The sequence below is a fragment of the Dehalobacter sp. DCA genome, assembly GCF_000305775.1.
In the GTDB taxonomy this organism is placed as follows: domain Bacteria; phylum Bacillota; class Desulfitobacteriia; order Desulfitobacteriales; family Syntrophobotulaceae; genus Dehalobacter; species Dehalobacter alkaniphilus.
The window spans coordinates 1,575,617-1,592,454 of the sequence record NC_018866.1 but is presented as its reverse complement, the minus strand read 5'-3'; the positions used below and the strand labels follow the sequence as shown (position 1 = coordinate 1,592,454).

Annotated in this window: 18 protein-coding genes; 14 read left to right on the top strand and 4 right to left on the bottom strand. The window is 44.0% G+C overall.

The window, feature by feature from the left end; genetic code table 11:
• The first annotated feature begins 95 nt into the window (after positions 1-95).
• Both DHBDCA_RS07665 and rfbB read left to right on the top strand, forming a co-directional pair.
• Positions 96-1,121: a glucose-1-phosphate thymidylyltransferase gene (locus DHBDCA_RS07665; protein WP_015043642.1), complete on the top strand. Its 1,026-nt coding sequence runs from the start codon at positions 96-98 to the stop codon at positions 1,119-1,121.
• Positions 1,122-1,167: 46 nt separating this feature from the next.
• Complete coding sequence (gene rfbB, locus DHBDCA_RS07660; protein WP_034378399.1) at positions 1,168-2,175, top strand: dTDP-glucose 4,6-dehydratase; 1,008 nt, start codon at positions 1,168-1,170, stop codon at positions 2,173-2,175.
• A 103-nt stretch (positions 2,176-2,278) separates the two neighbouring features.
• On the opposite strand, the gene DHBDCA_RS07655 is transcribed toward rfbB, so the two are convergent.
• Both DHBDCA_RS07655 and DHBDCA_RS07650 read right to left on the bottom strand, forming a co-directional pair.
• Complete coding sequence (locus DHBDCA_RS07655; RefSeq protein ID WP_015043640.1) at positions 2,279-3,073, bottom strand: CheR family methyltransferase; 795 nt, start codon at positions 3,071-3,073, stop codon at positions 2,279-2,281.
• Positions 3,074-3,152: 79 nt separating this feature from the next.
• Positions 3,153-3,593: a YaaR family protein gene (locus DHBDCA_RS07650; RefSeq protein ID WP_015043639.1), complete on the bottom strand. Its 441-nt coding sequence runs from the start codon at positions 3,591-3,593 to the stop codon at positions 3,153-3,155.
• Between the two features lie 30 nt (positions 3,594-3,623).
• On the opposite strand from DHBDCA_RS07650, the gene DHBDCA_RS07645 reads away from it, so the two are divergent.
• The gene (locus tag DHBDCA_RS07645; protein WP_015043638.1) at positions 3,624-4,667 is read left to right on the top strand and encodes a M28 family metallopeptidase; all 1,044 of its coding nucleotides are present in this window, start codon (positions 3,624-3,626) and stop codon (positions 4,665-4,667) included.
• 43 nt (positions 4,668-4,710) lie between these two features.
• On the opposite strand, the gene DHBDCA_RS07640 is transcribed toward DHBDCA_RS07645, so the two are convergent.
• Positions 4,711-5,586: a flagellar motor protein MotB gene (locus tag DHBDCA_RS07640; RefSeq protein ID WP_034378401.1), complete on the bottom strand. Its 876-nt coding sequence runs from the start codon at positions 5,584-5,586 to the stop codon at positions 4,711-4,713.
• Between the two features lie 38 nt (positions 5,587-5,624).
• A complete protein-coding gene (locus DHBDCA_RS07635; protein WP_015043636.1) occupies positions 5,625-6,425 on the bottom strand; it encodes a flagellar motor protein in 801 nt (266 codons plus the stop codon).
• Positions 6,426-6,775: 350 nt separating this feature from the next.
• Between DHBDCA_RS07635 and flgM the strand changes: the two genes are divergently transcribed.
• The 11 genes from flgM (at position 6,776) to DHBDCA_RS07580 (ending at position 16,824) form a co-directional block, all read left to right on the top strand.
• Positions 6,776-7,060, top strand: coding sequence for a flagellar biosynthesis anti-sigma factor FlgM (gene flgM, locus DHBDCA_RS07630; protein ID WP_015043635.1), 285 nt, complete (start codon positions 6,776-6,778; stop codon positions 7,058-7,060).
• Positions 7,061-7,546 (top strand): flagellar protein FlgN, encoded by a 486-nt coding sequence (locus DHBDCA_RS07625; RefSeq protein ID WP_015043634.1) that lies wholly within the window; start codon positions 7,061-7,063, stop codon positions 7,544-7,546.
• Positions 7,547-7,624: 78 nt separating this feature from the next.
• A complete protein-coding gene (flgK, locus tag DHBDCA_RS07620; RefSeq protein ID WP_015043633.1) occupies positions 7,625-9,151 on the top strand; it encodes a flagellar hook-associated protein FlgK in 1,527 nt (508 codons plus the stop codon).
• A gap of 12 nt (positions 9,152-9,163) precedes the next feature.
• On the top strand, positions 9,164-10,054 hold the full coding sequence (flgL, locus tag DHBDCA_RS07615; RefSeq protein ID WP_015043632.1) for a flagellar hook-associated protein FlgL: 891 nt from the start codon (positions 9,164-9,166) through the stop codon (positions 10,052-10,054).
• 78 nt (positions 10,055-10,132) lie between these two features.
• Entirely contained in the window at positions 10,133-10,693 is a 561-nt protein-coding gene (locus DHBDCA_RS07610) for a DUF6470 family protein (RefSeq protein WP_015043631.1), read from the top strand.
• Positions 10,694-10,785: 92 nt separating this feature from the next.
• Positions 10,786-11,238 carry a flagellar assembly protein FliW gene (locus tag DHBDCA_RS07605; RefSeq protein WP_015043630.1) on the top strand — a complete coding sequence of 151 codons (453 nt, stop codon included), beginning with the start codon at positions 10,786-10,788 and terminating at the stop codon, positions 11,236-11,238.
• The gene (csrA, locus tag DHBDCA_RS07600; protein ID WP_015043629.1) at positions 11,238-11,498 is read left to right on the top strand and encodes a carbon storage regulator CsrA; all 261 of its coding nucleotides are present in this window, start codon (positions 11,238-11,240) and stop codon (positions 11,496-11,498) included. Before DHBDCA_RS07605 ends, csrA begins: the two co-directional genes overlap by 1 nt.
• 102 nt (positions 11,499-11,600) lie before the next feature.
• Positions 11,601-12,665: a glycosyltransferase family 2 protein gene (locus DHBDCA_RS07595; protein WP_015043628.1), complete on the top strand. Its 1,065-nt coding sequence runs from the start codon at positions 11,601-11,603 to the stop codon at positions 12,663-12,665.
• 151 nt (positions 12,666-12,816) lie between these two features.
• Positions 12,817-14,895 (top strand): tetratricopeptide repeat-containing glycosyltransferase family 2 protein, encoded by a 2,079-nt coding sequence (locus DHBDCA_RS07590; RefSeq protein WP_015043627.1) that lies wholly within the window; start codon positions 12,817-12,819, stop codon positions 14,893-14,895.
• 60 nt (positions 14,896-14,955) lie between these two features.
• Positions 14,956-15,729, top strand: coding sequence for a glucose-1-phosphate cytidylyltransferase (gene rfbF / locus DHBDCA_RS07585; protein WP_015043626.1), 774 nt, complete (start codon positions 14,956-14,958; stop codon positions 15,727-15,729).
• A gap of 51 nt (positions 15,730-15,780) precedes the next feature.
• Entirely contained in the window at positions 15,781-16,824 is a 1,044-nt protein-coding gene (locus DHBDCA_RS07580) for an NAD-dependent epimerase/dehydratase family protein (RefSeq protein WP_015043625.1), read from the top strand.
• Positions 16,825-16,838: the final 14 nt, after the last annotated feature.

Here is a 16,838-nt window from a genome sequence, read left to right as displayed (position 1 = left end):
CGTGGTTACACCATTGCGGTTCTTGCGCAATATTATATTAGAAAGACAACCCTCTCTTTATAGAAAATCTTACCGGTTAAAGGCAGGAGAATAATTTGAAAGCTCTGATTTTAAGCGGAGGAACCGGAACAAGGCTCAGACCGCTGACCTATTCCAAGGCGAAACAGCTTCTTCCCTTGGTCAACAAACCAGTACTGATCTATCTTATTGAAAAGATAGCCAGGGCAGGTATCCATGATATTGGGATTATCGTTGGGGATACGCAGGAACAAGTAAAAAAAACGGTCGGCAGCGGAGAAGCGTGGGGCACGGCAATCACCTATATTCGTCAGCATAAATCCCTGGGGCTTGCCCATGCTGTTCGGACTGCGGCCGACTTTCTTGGCCGCGATGATTTTGTGATGATCCTTGGAGACAACATCTTCAATATGGAGCTGGATAGCTTCATTCAAAATTTCTACCAGCAAAAGGCCAACACCAGCGTATTGCTTCATACGGTCAGCAATCCTTCCCAATTCGGGGTTGCGGTGGTGAAAGACGGATTTGTAACAGCGCTTTACGAAAAGCCTGAGAAGTATATCAGCAACTTGATCATCACAGGGGTCTATGCCTTTGACCACAGCATTTTTGCAGCGATTGACAGAATCAAACCGTCCCGCCGGGGAGAACTTGAGATTACCGATGCAATCCAAAATCAATTGGAAAACGGGGCCAGGGTCACTTGCGATCTGGTCCGGGGATGGTGGAAGGATACCGGAAAATTAGACGACATTCTTGAAGCAAATCGCTTGATGTTTGATGCAGCGCTGGCCGAAAAAATCCAAATGGGAAACAATGTGACCATTCGAAACAGTATTATTCAGGGGCCAGTTCATCTGGACGATGATGCTGTCATTACGGACAGCTTTATCGGACCGTATACGACAGTGGGCAGGAGAACCCGGATTACAGAATGTGAGATCGAAAATTGTATTATCCTAGAGGATACGCAACTTGCCAATGTCTCCAAGAAAATCAGCGGAAGCTTAATCGGAAACCAGGTTTCCATTCAAGGTAGCCCCGAAAAAAGCTCTTTAGTCAGTACTTTTTTTCTTGGGGACCACTGTCAGATCGATCTCTAGTTTGCCAGTTGAGTTGGCCGAAAAAATATAATTTGAGGTGTAGAATATGAGAGTTCTTATGGTTACCGGTGGCGCAGGCTTTATCGGAAGCAATTTTATTAAATATATTTTGCAGCGCAATCAGGATGTTATCGTCATTAATTTTGATAAACTGACTTACGCAGGAAAGGTGGAAAATCTTCAAGACCTGGCAGCTCATCCAAGGTATTATTTTACGCAAGGGGATATCAGTACTGCGAAAGAGGTCAAACGCATTATTCAGGAATGTGACCCCGATGATGTGATTAATTTTGCTGCCGAATCGCATGTGGACAGAAGTATTACCGATCCTCTGGTTTTCGGCCGAAGCAATTTGATGGGGACTTTAACGCTGCTTCATTGTTTCAAGGAACATTGGGAGAAGAACGGCTTTACGGGAAAACGCTTTATTCAGGTTTCCACCGATGAAGTATACGGAAGTCTTGATAATGAGGCAGAACAGTTTTCGGAGCATTCCATGATTCGTCCAAACAGCCCATATTCGGCATCCAAAGCAGCTGCTGATTTAATGGCCAGGGCTTTTGCTAGAACTTACGGCTTTCCGGTGATCGTGACCCGGTGCTGCAATAACTATGGACCCAATCAGGATAAAGAAAAATTTATTCCGCATAGTATCATTCAGGTTTTACAGGATATGCCGCTGACTGTCTATGGGGATGGGTCCCATAAACGTGAATGGATCCACGTACTGGACCATTGTGCGGCGCTTGCGGAGATACTTTCGGACGGGGAACCAGGAGAGGTGTATAATATTGGGAGCGGGGAGGAAACATCGAACCTAGAGATGGCCCGGACCATACTGAACATGCTGGGTAAACCGGCGGATGCGCTGGTTCAGGTTGCTGACAGGCCCGGACACGACTGGAGATACGCGCTGGATAGCACGAAGCTGAAAACGAAGCTGGATTGGCAATGCCGGTATCATCTTAACGAGGGAATTCGGGATACGATTCAATGGTATCGGGACAACCGAGCCTGGTGGGATAAACCTGACAGCATAAACCCGCTGGGATGAATTCAAAAAGATGCTGCCAAGAGTTTGTAAACTATTAGCAGCATCTTATTCGGTTTGTGCTCTCGTTTAAGGTTTAGTAAGATTTTAGAGGGGAGCAGCTTTTTTATAATTTCTGATAAAAGAACGAGGAAACGGATTTAAGGCCGTGCTGGCTTTGGCCGAATAAATGCTCTGTACAGCCTGTGAAAAGTATCCCTTTCGGGTTCAAGGAGTCTGCAAATTTTTTGTACAGCACATCCTTCGCTTCATCGGTAAAATAGATGACGACATTGCGGCAGGCAATCAGATCAAAGCCACGGTCAAACTTGTCGGTAAGCAGGTTCTGCGCCTTGAAAGTCAGATTCCTGGTCAGCGTGTTTTTGATTTGGAACTTCTTTTCAGACTTGTTGAAGTACTTATCGAGAAGATGGGGGGGAGTGCTGGCAAAATCACGCTCGTCATAAATACCCGACTGGGCCTGTTTTAAGACGTTGATGTCAATATCTGTTCCTAGGATACTGAAGTTTATTCCAGGAAAATATTCTGCCATGACGATCGCCATGGTGCACGCTTCCTGGCCTGCTGAGCAGCCCGCGCTCCATATTTTTAAGGAAGATCTGGTCTTTAACAGGTCGGGGATAATTTTTTCCCTAAAGACATCCCATTGCTTGACATCGCGGAAAAACTGCGTGACATTGATGGTCAGATGTTTAAAAAACGCATCGTAGAGGTCAGGTTTAAGACTGAGATCTTTCAGGAAGTCCGTATAATCTTCCTGGTACCCCCTGGTGCTCATGAAGTTCAGGATTCGCCTTTTCATCTGGTTTTCTTTATAATAGTTCAAGTCAAGACCGCTGACATTTTGGAAAGATTTAACGAATCTAGGATAATCCGTAATCATGCCAGTGCTGTTCATCATTCTTTTTATTACTCCTTTCGCTGGTACAACGTTTTTAAATACTTTTCAAAATATTGTAAAGACCAACTCGTTTTTAATATCAGGTGAATAGATCGATAATAAGTCCTTTAATTTCATGGATTTTTTCCAGGATTTTTAAAGGTTCAGACTGAGAAGAGAGTACTTGTTCACCCAATTCTTCCAGTGCCTTGTTGATCTTCGTTACCCTGGCCATGACTTTCGGCTGGCCTCGGTAATCCCAAAAGGTTTCCTCCTGCATATTTCTGCTTTTTCCAAAGGTTGACTGAAGAAAACTTTTGACCATGGTTTTAAATTCCGTCAGATTTTCCAAAGATATGTTCTCGGAGAGCTTTTGCCCCTGCTTTTCAAGACGTTCCAGAAAAAGTTGCATTTCCTGGCTTTGAAGTTGACGGGAATGTGATAAAATATTGCTGAAGCTGCTTTCCTTTTTTTCTGAAGTTTGATGAAGGTCAATCCCAAAGTTATTTTTTTGGGTGGAACTGTTGATTTTTAGTGACATGTTACTCCCTCCGTGAAAGGATTATAAAATATGAAATCACGCCGGACTTTTCTAAAAATTGCAGCCGGAATGGCGGCATTTGTTATCCCCTGGACGGTCCTGCCTGGGGCCTGGGGGCAGAAACTCGGAAGCCTTCTGGGAATTCCGTCTTCCAGTATTGAATTTGCTTCAGGCGAAGGTACTGTTTGGGTGCCTTCAACCAAGGCGATTTCCAGAAAAGCCATCGAAGATGTCCAGTACTTGTCTCATGCCAATCTCGAAGGCCGCCGGGCGGGAACTGCGGGAGAGACCAAAGCGCTTGTTTACCTGGAAGGACAATTCAAGGCCTTGCTGCTGGAGTCTTTTAGCGCGGACAACTACTGGCAGCTCTTTTCAATTCCTTCGATGAAAGAAAAGATGATTGACGGCAGAGCGCTCTTTCGACCTGATGAAACGGACACACTTCGGGTCCCGGCGGCCAATATCTTAGCTGGTATTACCGGGAATAACCCGGAACAGACACTTATCCTCTCTGCCCATTTTGACCATCTCGGTATTTATAACGGGGAAGTCTATCCGGGGGCGAATGACAATGCTTCTGGTGTAGGCTGCATTCTTCAAGTCATGCGTCAGCTGGTGAAGGAGGCACAGGACGGTTTTGCGCCTAAAATCAATATTGCAGTGGCTTTTTGGAGTGCTGAGGAAATGGGCTTTCTGGGCTCCAAATATTTTGTACAGAACCCTTTGATCCCGCTCTCCGAAATCATAGCTGTGATTAACGCTGATACAGTTGCCAGTGGGGCCGTGGGCGAGTATATTCTCTGGTCAGCCAGTGAAGGCTCTCAGACTTTGATTGAGACCATGAAAGAAGCCGGTAGGGTAAATGGGGCGGTCCTTGAGCATGTTTCTGGCGGCAGCCATCACAGCGATGAAATATCCTTTACAGGCACCGGCATCCCTGCGGTAACCATTCTGGGCAAGGAGTGGCTGGTGAACAATCATACGCCGGAAGACAAAATATCCGCAGTCAACGAAGAGAAACTGGAAATGACGTGCAATATTATCTATAGAGCCATCAAAAGCCTGGCTTACTAAAGCGGTAAGTGTGCTAGTAGATCGATTCGGAGTCCTGTAACTGCTAGTTGCTGCTGTTTCCGTTGCTGTCGGCACCTGTGGCCGTATTGTTACTGCTGCTGCCCGGTTCGAGCAGATCATACTTGGAACGCAGGATAATCAGGTCGACTCTGCGGTTGGTGATTCTTCCCTGTTCTGTGCTGTTATCGGCAATCGGGCGGTATTCACCGTACCCTGCTGCTGACAGCCGAAGGGGATCGATCTCACCGTCATCGACAAGAATATGGACGACATTGGTCGCCCTGAGTACGGACAGTTCCCAATTGCTTCGAAATTCTGCGGTATGGATTGGCAGGTTGCAGGTGTGTCCTTCCACTTTTATATAATTCGGTGAGGCGGACAGGACCGTGCTGATTTTTTTCAGGATGGCCCGCGAATTCGTTGATATTTCTGCCGAGCCGCTGTTAAATAGCAAGGTGTCCTGAATACTGATGACCAGGCCTCGTTCCTCAATGGATGATACGAGTTTATTTTCAATTCCATTTTCTTTCGCAAACTGGTCCAATTTGGCTTTGATCCCCTCTATTGTAAGGCTTTCCTGATAATCCGTATCTCCTTGACCAGTTCCTTCTGAAGGGGTGATCTCCTGCTCTACTCCTTGCTGGTCGTCCTGGCCTGTCGAAGTTGAACCTTCAGTACTCCCGCTTTCAATGAAAGAATCCCCGGCCTGTGTTTCCGACAGGTTAACCGCAGAAGGTGCCGCACCGCCAAGCGTTATGCTCAGGGATTGGGCCATTGCCCTAAATTTGTTGGCGTCAACCTGACTCATTGAATACATCACAATAAAAAAAATCATTAATAGCGTAATGAGGTCCGAGTAGGTGACAAGCCACCGTTCCTGACCAGGGGGGTGGCCATCTTGTGTTTTATGCCTTCTCATTTTATCACCGCTTCTGTTCTAATGCTTTTAGTACTTTATTAATAATTCACTTCACTGGCTTCAAATGCACCTTCAAATTTGGTTTCTTTTTCGGGCATATAACCGAGGTGAGTTTTGAGTTTTTCTTTCAGGATCGCGGGGTTCTCCCCGGATTGAATCGAAATAATCCCATCAAGAATCATTTCCATGGTCTGCACTTCCATTGGTTTTTTTATTTTCAGCTTGGCTGCGATCGGCAGATAGACCAGGTTAGCCAGACAAACACCGTAGAGGGTGGCAATAAAGGCTGCGGCAATCGAACCGGAAAGACTGTCGGGGTCCGTCAGATTGCCAAGAACGTGAACTAGACCCATGACTGTTCCGATAATCCCCAAAGTCGGGCTGTAGCCGCCTGCGGACTCGAAAAAGGTGATCCCAACCTTATGTCTGTTTTCCAAAACAGCAATATTTGATTCCAGGATGCTTCTGGTGATTTCCGGGTCTGTACCGTCAATAACCAGCTGCATGCCCTGTTTGGTGAATTTGTCATCGACGGTTTCCAATTCCTGCTCAAGGCTTAAAAGTCCTTCCTGACGGGCTTTCTCGGAAAAATGCACCAGGGTGAAATAGGCTTTCTCCACACCGAAGGATTGATTCATGAAAGCAATTTTTAACCATTTGGGCAATTTCTTAAGCTCGTCTAAAGGGATACCGATTACCGTAGCGCCCAGTGTGCCGAAAACAACAATAAATATGGGAGATACAGCAAACAAAGAACCAAGATGTCCACCTTCTAAGACAAAACCGAATAAGATACCGAAAAATCCCAGGACAAGCCCCAAGATGGTAGTTATATCCATTGACCGATGTTCCTCCTGTGTAATCTTCATTAATAACTGCTTTGCAGATAATTCTTCATATACGTCTATACACTATTAATAACGTAATTCTTAACCGAAAACATTAGGTTTTTTGATCGTTTTTTATCAAGCCAACCAATATTATACAGCATTCTGCCGGATAATGACACGAGAAAGATTATTCCAAACTTTATAAATGGCATAATAGCGTGATATTAGGAGATATTAAGAGTTGTAAAGAGGTAATTAACCTTAATCAGTCATGGAGGTTGTTCAGATTACTGGGCTGCTGGACGATAAGAAAACTGTATAAAACTAAAAAAGATAAAACAGTCAGGTTGGTGAATGTGATGAAAATAGATGGTACCTCGATTTCCCCCGTCGGTAGTGTCCAGGCTGCGACTCGGGTATCGCAGACGAGTAAGGTCAATACGGTTTCAGAAAAGGATCAGTTGGCTGTATCTGAAAATGCGCAGGTTTTTCAAAAGCTGCTGCAAAAGATGAAGGAGATGCCGGACATCAGAGATGATAGGGTCAGAGCAATCTCGGAACAAATTGCCAATGGTGAATTTAACCTTGATGCAGCTTCTATTGCAGAAGGAATTCTTTCTCCAAGCGGGATGGAGGGAAAATAAGTGGCAGAATATGTAGCAGGTCTGGAAAATAACCTACAACAGCAAATTGCTTTCTATCGGCAGTTGGTCGAATTAGAACAGGAAAAGCAGAAAGCGCTCGTGGACAATGTTATTGAGAAAATAGAAAGCATCACCGCTCAGGAAGAAAAGATTCTGCTCGAAGTCGGACAGTTGGAAGAGGAAAGACTTTACTGGGCAGAATTTTTTGGCAAAGAGGTTGGCAAGAAAGCAGAGGATATTACCTTAACGGATCTGATCCAATATTCTCCGGGCTTTGAGCCGATTGGCCAGGAATTCGAAAAAGCCATTAGCCAACTTAAAAATTTACATGAAATCAATGCCAAATTGCTTAAAAGTGCTTTGAGTATTGCCGATTTTACATTGAGACTTCTAACGGGCCAAAAGCATACAACATACTCAAATCCTTCAAATAAAGGTGTAAAAAATGAATTCAGTCAAAATAATTTGATTAATAAGAGCATCTGATTTTCAATTCGTAAGATTCAAACACGACAGGTTTTTCTGCAATAAGCTCAAGGACTTGATAAAAAAGGAGTAACGGGTATGTACTCAACATTTATGGGGCTGGAAACAGCCTATAGAGCTTTAATTACATCGCAGGCAGCTACCGATACGACCGGCCAAAACATTTCCAATGCCAGTACTACGGGCTATTCGAGACAAGTCGCCAATTTGCAGGCAACAACGCCGCTGACGATTACTGCTAACAGCAAGGATTTGAGCATCGGTACGGGTTCTTTTTTAAGGGATATCACAAGGGTGAGAGATGCTTATCTCGACCAGCAGTACCGCAGAGAAACATCACAGTACGAATATTGGTCTGGAAAGGAAGCGACCTTAAGTCTGACTGAGCAGTTTTTTAATGAAACTTCGAATTACAGCCTTAGCTCCGATATGTCGGAATTTTGGAATGCCTGGAGTGATCTGGCTAATTTTCCGGAGGAAAGTGCCTCTCGTATCGTTGTCAGGGAAAAAGCAGTATCGCTAACGGAAACTTTTCATAATATTGATCAGCAGATCACTTCTTTGCAGAATGACCTTAATAACAGCGTTGATACAACGATCACGAAGATTAATACATTTTCCAATCAGATACAGCTGCTGAATAATCAAATCCGGAATGCTGAGATCAGAGGGGACAACCCAAATGATTTAAAGGACCAGAGAGACCAAATTGTTGATGAGCTGTCCAAAATTGTGCCGGTTACCGTGGAGGAATCCCTGGATCCCAATTTTACGGATAGATCCGTAGGGAATTATACGGTGAAAATCGGGAATTCCACTGCTGCCGATAATGTGCTCGTCACAAACGGCTTGGCATATCACCTACAGGAGAACCCGGTTCCGACAGATGCAGCCACGGGTTTTAGCGAGGTATGGTGGGAAGCTTCCGCGGACGGGACAAAAACTGCCGCTGAGGTTGATCTCGGGAGCGGCATGGGTTTTCTTCAGGCCGACATCGAAATGCGGGATACGTATCTGAGCGAATTTAGGGGCAATTTGAATACACTGGTTACGGTTATTGCCGATTCAGTCAATGCGCTTCACCAGTCAGGTCAAGGACTCACGACAGATACGGGACTGGACTTCTTTACCAGCTCGGATTTAACCAGTCCGATAACGGCCGCAAATATTATTGTGAATCAAGACATTCAGGATGACGTCAATCTCATTGCGTCTGGAATTGCGGATGCTACTGGAGTTTCGTCTGGTGACAGCAGTATTGCCCTGGCCATCTCGTCACTGTCATCAGGCTGGAACAGTCTGACGACCTATGCTTCCGTGCCGGCCAGTGTTACTGCGCTGGGAACCAGTTCAATCTTGGACTACTATGAAGGATTAACGGCAGAACTTGGTTCTGATGTGGAACAAAGCACCAGAATGGCTGAAGGCCAAAATGTACTTGCCACACAGCTCAGCAATTCCAGAGAAGCACTGTCAGGGGTTTCTTTGGATGAAGAGATGATTGATATGATTAGATTTCAGAAAGGGTACAGTTCGGCAGCCAGAATTGTGACGGTGCTGGATACCATGTTGGAATCACTTCTGGGCATGGGTGTCACGAAATAGGAGGAATAAGCGATGCGCATAACGAATAATATTCTCAGCAGCAACCTTTTGTCAAATCTGCAAAAATCCAGCAATAAAATGATTGATCTCCAGAACAACATTTCCACAGGCGAAGCAATATCGAAACCCTCGGATGATCCATCCAAAATTACGGCTATTCTAGGGCTGAAGACGAATATTACATCGATGGAGCAATGGAAGGACAATGCCAGCCAGGCACTTGACTATATGTCCAGTGTTGAATCGGTGACTGCCAACATGACTTCGATGCTGCAGCGGTTAAGAGGGCTTGCGGTCCAGGGGTCCAACCAGACCAATTCCCCAGAAGATCTGGGTGAAATTAAGAAGGAAGCTGATCAGATTATTGAACAACTCGGCGTCATGGCCAACAGCCAAGTCGGTTCACGTTATATTTTCAGCGGAACAAATACGGACACAGCCCCCTGGCCGGGAACGGGCCTTTGGACAGGTAATACCGAATCGCTGTCCGTCGAACTGGGCGCCAATGTCAGTTTTGATATTTCGATTAATGGCCAGCAGCTTTTTGGCGTCAATTCTGCGACCGGGGTCAGCGATTTTTTTACAGCGCTGAATAATTTTTCAACGGCACTGAATAATGGTGATTACACCGCAGTCGGCAATTCCATCTCGGATCTTGATTCGCTATTAAGCTCGTTTATCGATGGCCGGGCAGAACTCGGAGCGAAGATCAGCAGGGTAGAAACAATCAATAACAACCTTGAGACCAGTATCATCAATGCACAGACGAACCTGTCCAATCTTCGGGATACGGACCTGGCAGCAGCGATCGTGGATTATAACTCCACCATGAATACGTACCGGGCGGCGTTGTCGGTCGGCGCCCAAATTATCCAGCCTTCTTTGGTTGATTTTCTCCGATAAAGTCATTTTCAACAATGTTATCTTAAATTAGATTTGTTTTCTTCTTTCCACAGATAGTGATTGCCCGGAGGTGCCGGTATGATTAGCCTGCAGTTTAATCAGCAGTTTGCCAGAATCGGCTTGAATATTAATGATGCCAGTTATGAACTGAATAAAAAGCAGCCTAATTTACAGATTGATCAAATTAATCCGAATGTTCAGGTTCGAACATCACAACCGAACCTCGAAATTGACTCCAGCTCAATGCGCGAATCGATGGGGTTTGGAGGGATCTGGTTTATGCACCAAAGCCTTAAAGCGAATGCCGATGCTGAATTCCAACAGGACCTGGAAACGATCGTTCAAATGGGGCGTCAAATAGGCGAGATTGAAAATAATGTGCCGATTGGACAAGTGGTATTTCAAGCGATGGTCCCGCCCGAGAACGAGGTCACGATTGCTTCACTTGCACCCATTGAGATTCAGTATACCCCAGCTGAAGTTCATTCTAATCTTCAGCAGGGTGATGTTCACTATTCCACCGATTTGGGCGAGGTATCGATAGACGGCTTCAAGTATCCGTCTGTTCGTTCTTTTATTGAGCAGCAAGCCTACCTCGAAATCAAAGCGGTAGGACAAGCCATTGATATTAAACAATGAGAATGAAGATGAAAATGAGTATGAGAATAAGAATAGGAATAGGAATAGGAATAGGAATAGGAATGAGACAGACCAAGGAGGAAGAATAAACAATGGATGGCAAAGGAATTGAATCAGTTATCTTTTTTCCTGATGGAATACCCGGATTTGAAGAGTTAAAAGAATTTTCTCTGAATATTGAAGAGGATACTTTCCTGGCTAGGATGGATGCCGTCGCCAACCGGGAAATTGCTTTTTTTCTGATCCGGTCACAGCTCTTTTTTCCGGAATATTTGCCTCAGGTGGACTTGAGTTCGCGCGAAACAGAGATTTTGGACATTGCAGTTGCCGATAACGTGGATGTTTGGAATATCATTACCGTACACGCCAATGATCTGACCCAGTCGACCGTCAACCTGCGTGCTCCTCTGATTTTGAATGCGAGGACCCATAAAGGGGTTCAATTAATCCTAAGTGATGAGATTCATTCTTCCAGGCAGCCACTGTTTCCAACACAGCAGGATTCTATCGGAACAAAAAACGATCAAGAAGGAGCTGTGGACTGATGCTGGTTTTATCACGGAAAATCAATGAAAGAATCATGATCGGCGACAATATTGAGATTGTGGTGGTTGCGGTAGTTGGAGATCAGGTCAGGATTGGCATTGAAGCCCCCAAAGATATTAAGATTCTGCGCAGCGAAGTCTATGAAGAAGTGCAGAATCAAAATATGAAGGCTTCCGCTGCATCCAAACTTCCGGAAGCGGAATTATCCGACCAGCTGAAACAGATGCTTAAGGGGAATTTGCCCGGGAATAAAGAATAAAGAGCATACGATAAAAACTCTCTTAATTTTGGAGAGTTTGATTTTTAATAAAAATTGTGGTTACTTCGTTAAAAGATAAATTTTTGGAGTTAAGAGAGCAAGATGAGAAAGCTATCATTGGTCATGATTGTTAAAAATGAAGAGAAGGTCTTAGCCAGATGTTTGGACAGTGTTAAGCATCTTGTTGATGAAATGATTGTTGCGGATACGGGTTCCACGGATGATACGAAAAAAATTGCTCACGCTTATGGTGCTAAAGTATGCGATTATGTTTGGGAGGATGACTTTGCCAAGGCCCGAAATTTTGCGCTGAGTTACGCGGCAGGGGATTGGAATCTAATCCTCGATGCTGATGAAGTTCTTACACAGGGAACGAAAGAGCGTATTCAGCGCTTTATGGAGCAGCCTGAGGCCATCGGCAGAATCAAAGTGGTCAGTAAGATTAGGCAGGATCATGAAATAAGAACTTCCAGCACTTGGGTTTCCAGGTTGATTCCGAAAGGAATCTATTTTGAAGGCAGAGTTCATGAGCAAATTATATCAAACCTTCCACGGGTCAATACGGAAATCGAAGTGAATCATGACGGCTACTACGAAACGGACAAAACGGGCCGAAATTTACGTTTATTGCTACTCGAATTGGACAATCATCCTAGTGACCCTTATCTTCTATACCAGACGGCTAAACAATACAAATTATCCGGTCAATATCAGACGGCAAACGACTATTTCGAAAAGTGCTATCAATTTCTGGGTCGAAACGCAGGCTATAGAGATCTTGTTGTGATTGACTATCTTTACAATATTCTTGCCACCGGGAAACTACTTAAAGGACTTGGCATGATTGAAAAAGAGAGAGCACAGTTTGCTGATTATCCGGACTTTCATTTTGTATGCGCTCTTTTCTACATGGAACTTGTTTTTTCTGATGTGGACAAATATATTCACCTCTTTCCAGAAATTGAACGGGAGTATCAAACCTGTCTTCAATTGGGAGAGACGGATAAGTACAGCACAACGACAGGGACAGGAAGTTTCCTGGCAGCATATAATCTGGGCGTGTACTATGAAACAACAGGCGACATGACCAAGGCCAAAGAATACTATACCAGAGCTGCAGCAGATGGCTATGAATCAGCATCAACCCGGATGAAAGAGCTGAAATGAGAAAAATTTCTTCTCCAGAAAGACAGCATCTTAGCCGATAATATATTTAATACCATGTCAACCCTAATTCTAATATATCATGCGGCAGGAACTAGTGAAAAAATAATTGAGAGTCATGATAACTGACATTTACTGAAGGAAGTGGGACGCTTTGAAATTAAGCATCGGTATGATGGTAAAAAATGAAGAGAAAAATCTGGAAAGATGTTTGGAAAGCCTTAAGCCACTTTTAAACGCAGTATCTTCAGAACTTATCATTGTGGATACGGGCTCAATGGATCAGACAGTGGAAATCGCCAGAAAATACACGGATAAAATATATTTCCATCCCTGGGAAAATGACTATTCAAAAATGAGGAATATAACGGTGCAGTATGCCCAGGGAGACTGGTTTATGTTTGTGGATGCCGATGAAGAGCTGGTGGATCATAAGCCGATTGTTCAATTTTTGACAACAAAGGCATCTAAAAATATTAACGCAGCAGCAATCAAAATTAACAATATTTATCATTTTAATGAACCAAGCAAAATTGGCACCGGCGTCGTAACACGGCTATTTCGCAAGACCGCCGAATTTGGCTTTCGTGGCGTTATTCACGAAGAGCCTATCTTCAACCCGCCCCTGGCAGTCATTGATACCGTGCTGCTTCATTATGGCTATCCTGCCGATGATCCGGAACTTAAAAAGCGGAAGTTTAAGCTTTACGAGCCCATCCTACTGCAAGCCATCGAGAAGGACCCGGAGAATATTGGCTTATTATTTTATCTTTCCAATACGATTGCCACATTTAAAAATCATAAGGACGCCCTGGAGCCCGCAATCAGAGCTTACGAGACTGCCAAAAGAAAGAACTTGGATCCAGTAGAGTATTTCTATGTGTATGGCACCCTGGCTATTTTATACAACGATAATGGTGAGTACAAGAAGACTGTAGAAATAGCTCAGGAAGGCCTAGAATACAGGGAATGGGCCATTGACTTATGGTTTTGTCTCGCTAAAGCTCAGGGGATGTTAAAGAAATACCAGGAAGCCATTGCAAGTTACCAGAAGTTTTTATATTACGCTGAGAACTATGAACAGTATCTCGGAAAAGACCCAAGAATTTTGGCGAATTCGATCTCCAAAACAGAAGAAGTATACTATGACTTAGGCGTTATGTACAAGGAAATGAATCAGAAAGCTGATGCGCTGGAAGTACTGGAGAAGATCGAATCCATTGAATTGGTCGAAAAAGCTGTTCCTCATCAAATTGCGCTATATTTGAGCCTCGAAAAATATAAAGGGATTAAAGGTTTTTACAATAAAATAAAAGCATTTGCCAAGAGAGACCTGGAAAAAAGTTTTTGCCTGGCTTTAGAGTCTTTATTACTGAGTGAGAATGACGATAGAAGGAAAGAAGCAGCCGAACTTTTCCAAAACGAGGATACGGAGTATGGTTTATTAAATAGAATCAGGCTCTGGGATCAGGAAAATGTAAATCAGCTACTGGATGAGATCAGCAAACTACCGCTTAATGAGCTTGGGTTTTACTTTGGAGATGTGTTCTATTTCATCATGAAAAGGAAGATCTCTTTACACAGCATAAATCTTGAAATTCAGGAGCAGGAGCTGGAATTGTTCTTCAGATATCTGAATGAAAAATATCCAGATTTTGCTGTGTTGTGTGATACCTATCTGCAGAGTCAGGACAAAGATTCCACCCTTGAAGAACAAAGGGTTCACAAAATATTGCGGAGGATCATGCTTCAAACGGAACATCTTGATCAGGAAAAGTACGATCAGGTGCTGGATAGGTATATCAAAGACGGTATCGGTTATATCAGGAGAATCTACAGACTGGAAATATTTGAAGATGACAAACCCTATCTTCTGGCCGATAAGGAAGAAATATTCTTCTACTACCTTGATAAAGCCCGTTTTGTTGAAACTACCGATCGGGCCCAATATGTAAGGTATTTGAAAAAAGCACTTCTCGAGTATCCTGATATGAAAAAAGGAATAGAAGTGCTTTTGAACAGGCTGACAAAGAAAATGGACGATCAGGCGAAGCCTAGTGTCAGCGCCGAAATGCAGGAATATGCGCAGATTGTGAAAGCCAATCTGAAGCAGTTTATCCAGAACGGGATGTTCAAAGAAGCCAGAGAAATTATTCAGGGCTATGAGGAAATTATTCCGAATGATCCGGAAATTACTGAATTGAAGAACAGTATAGCTGCTATGAATATATAAATTAATGACCAAAATGCTGATGAACAAATGAACGAATGAACAGTAACAGGAGGGGTAAGCATGAAAGTAGTGATTCTGGCAGGAGGATTTGGGACGAGGATTAGTGAAGAAAGTCATTTGAAGCCGAAACCAATGATCGAAATAGGTGATGCACCGATCCTTTGGCATATCATGAAGTCCTATTCCTACTATGGTTATGACGAATTTATTATATGCTGTGGTTACAAGGGATACAAAATTAAGGAGTATTTTGCCGATTATTATCTGCATCGGTCCGATATTACTTTTGATTTTAAAAATAACAATGAGATGATCGTCAACAGCAATGTGGCAGAACCCTGGAAAGTGACACTTGTGGATACAGGCTTAAAAACCGAGACGGGCGGACGGCTTCAACGTGTACAAAAGTATGTCGGAGAGGAAACTTTTATGCTGACTTACGGTGACGGTGTTTCTGATATCAATATCAGCGAGCTTGTGGACTTTCACAAAGCATCCCGTAAAATTGCCACAATGACTGCTATACAGCCCGGCGGACGATTTGGTGTTCTGGAAATTGATGATAGTCAGGCTATTACCAATTTTGCAGAGAAGAACAAGGAAGACGGCGGCTGGATTAATGCAGGATATATGGTGATGGAGCCGCAAATCTTTGACTACCTGGAAGGGGACAGTAGCGTTTTGGAACGGGACCCTCTCGAAAATCTTGCTCGGGACAATGAGCTCATGGCCTATAAATATCAAGGTTTCTGGCAGTGTATGGATACGCTGCGTGATAAGATTCATCTGGACATGCTGGTTGAGAAAGGAACTGCGCCTTGGATTAAGTGGTAACAATGCTGGCGTTAGGTATATCAGGTATAAAGATTTGAGGAGACGTTAAATATGGAAAAGAAAACGCTTTTAGTGACTGGAAATCTGGGCTATATCGGTTCTACACTGGTACCTATCCTGACGGATGCCGGCTATGACGTGATCGGTTATGACATAGGTTATTATGATGACTGTTATTTGGTCCCTGCACCCCAGAAGCTTGTGAAGCAAATTAAAAAGGATATACGCGAAGTAACCGAAGAAGATCTGAAAGGTGTCGACTGCATATTGCATCTGGCGGGACTTTCCAACGATCCGTTGGGAGATCTCAGCCCCGATCTCACGGAGGAGATCAATTTCAAAGCGACGATCCGCTTAGCGGAATGTGCCAAGAAGGCAGGAGTAGGACGTTTTATCTATACCTCATCTCAGAGCATTTACGGGATCTCATCTTCTTCAAAAGAGGTGGATGAAGAAGGAGAGAAAAACCCGATCACAGCCTATGCCAAAACAAAATGGCAAAGCGAATGCGAACTGAGAAAAATGTGTTCAGATGATTTTGTGATTGTTTATCTTCGTCCAGCCACTGCCTATGGGGCAAGTCCGAACCTGCGGATTGATATTGTTTTTAACCAGTTTGTAGCTTTTGCGTTTACGAATAAACTTATCCAGATTATGAGCGACGGCACACCCTGGCGCCCGATGACTCATATCCGCGATATCACGGCTGCTTTTATAGCCTGCGTGGAAGCACCCTCGGAACTTATTAAAAATGAGGCTTTCAATGTCGGTACTGCCAACAATAATTTTACCGTAAGCCAGTTGGCTAAAGCGGCTCAGGGATGCGTACCGGGAACGGAGCTGATCTTCACGGGAGAACATACCGACCCCCGCAGCTATCGTGTTTCGTCAGATAAGATCCTTACAGTGCTGAAGGATTATTACAAACCTGAGTGGGATATTACGAAAGGCGCTGAAGAACTGATAAGGTTCTACGAGCTAGTCGGCTTTGATAAAGAGACTTTCACAGGCTATAAGTGTACTCGTCTGAAGTGCCTGAAAAAGCGTATCGCGGACGGGATGGTCGACGATGATCTCCGTATTAATAAATGTTAAATAAGTCTGATACC

Coding starts and splice junctions, on each gene's coding strand:
- flgM (WP_015043635.1), top strand. CDS start 6,776: ATGAAAATAGATGGTACCTCGATTTCCCCCGTCGGTAGTGTCCAGGCT.
- DHBDCA_RS07640 (WP_034378401.1), bottom strand. CDS start 5,586: ATGAGAAGGCATAAAACACAAGATGGCCACCCCCCTGGTCAGGAACGG.
- DHBDCA_RS07645 (WP_015043638.1), top strand. CDS start 3,624: ATGAAATCACGCCGGACTTTTCTAAAAATTGCAGCCGGAATGGCGGCA.
- DHBDCA_RS07580 (WP_015043625.1), top strand. CDS start 15,781: ATGGAAAAGAAAACGCTTTTAGTGACTGGAAATCTGGGCTATATCGGT.
- DHBDCA_RS07595 (WP_015043628.1), top strand. CDS start 11,601: ATGAGAAAGCTATCATTGGTCATGATTGTTAAAAATGAAGAGAAGGTC.
- flgK (WP_015043633.1), top strand. CDS start 7,625: ATGTACTCAACATTTATGGGGCTGGAAACAGCCTATAGAGCTTTAATT.
- flgL (WP_015043632.1), top strand. CDS start 9,164: ATGCGCATAACGAATAATATTCTCAGCAGCAACCTTTTGTCAAATCTG.
- rfbB (WP_034378399.1), top strand. CDS start 1,168: ATGAGAGTTCTTATGGTTACCGGTGGCGCAGGCTTTATCGGAAGCAAT.
- DHBDCA_RS07605 (WP_015043630.1), top strand. CDS start 10,786: ATGGATGGCAAAGGAATTGAATCAGTTATCTTTTTTCCTGATGGAATA.
- csrA (WP_015043629.1), top strand. CDS start 11,238: ATGCTGGTTTTATCACGGAAAATCAATGAAAGAATCATGATCGGCGAC.
- DHBDCA_RS07655 (WP_015043640.1), bottom strand. CDS start 3,073: ATGATGAACAGCACTGGCATGATTACGGATTATCCTAGATTCGTTAAA.
- DHBDCA_RS07610 (WP_015043631.1), top strand. CDS start 10,133: ATGATTAGCCTGCAGTTTAATCAGCAGTTTGCCAGAATCGGCTTGAAT.
- DHBDCA_RS07635 (WP_015043636.1), bottom strand. CDS start 6,425: ATGGATATAACTACCATCTTGGGGCTTGTCCTGGGATTTTTCGGTATC.
- rfbF (WP_015043626.1), top strand. CDS start 14,956: ATGAAAGTAGTGATTCTGGCAGGAGGATTTGGGACGAGGATTAGTGAA.
- DHBDCA_RS07650 (WP_015043639.1), bottom strand. CDS start 3,593: ATGTCACTAAAAATCAACAGTTCCACCCAAAAAAATAACTTTGGGATT.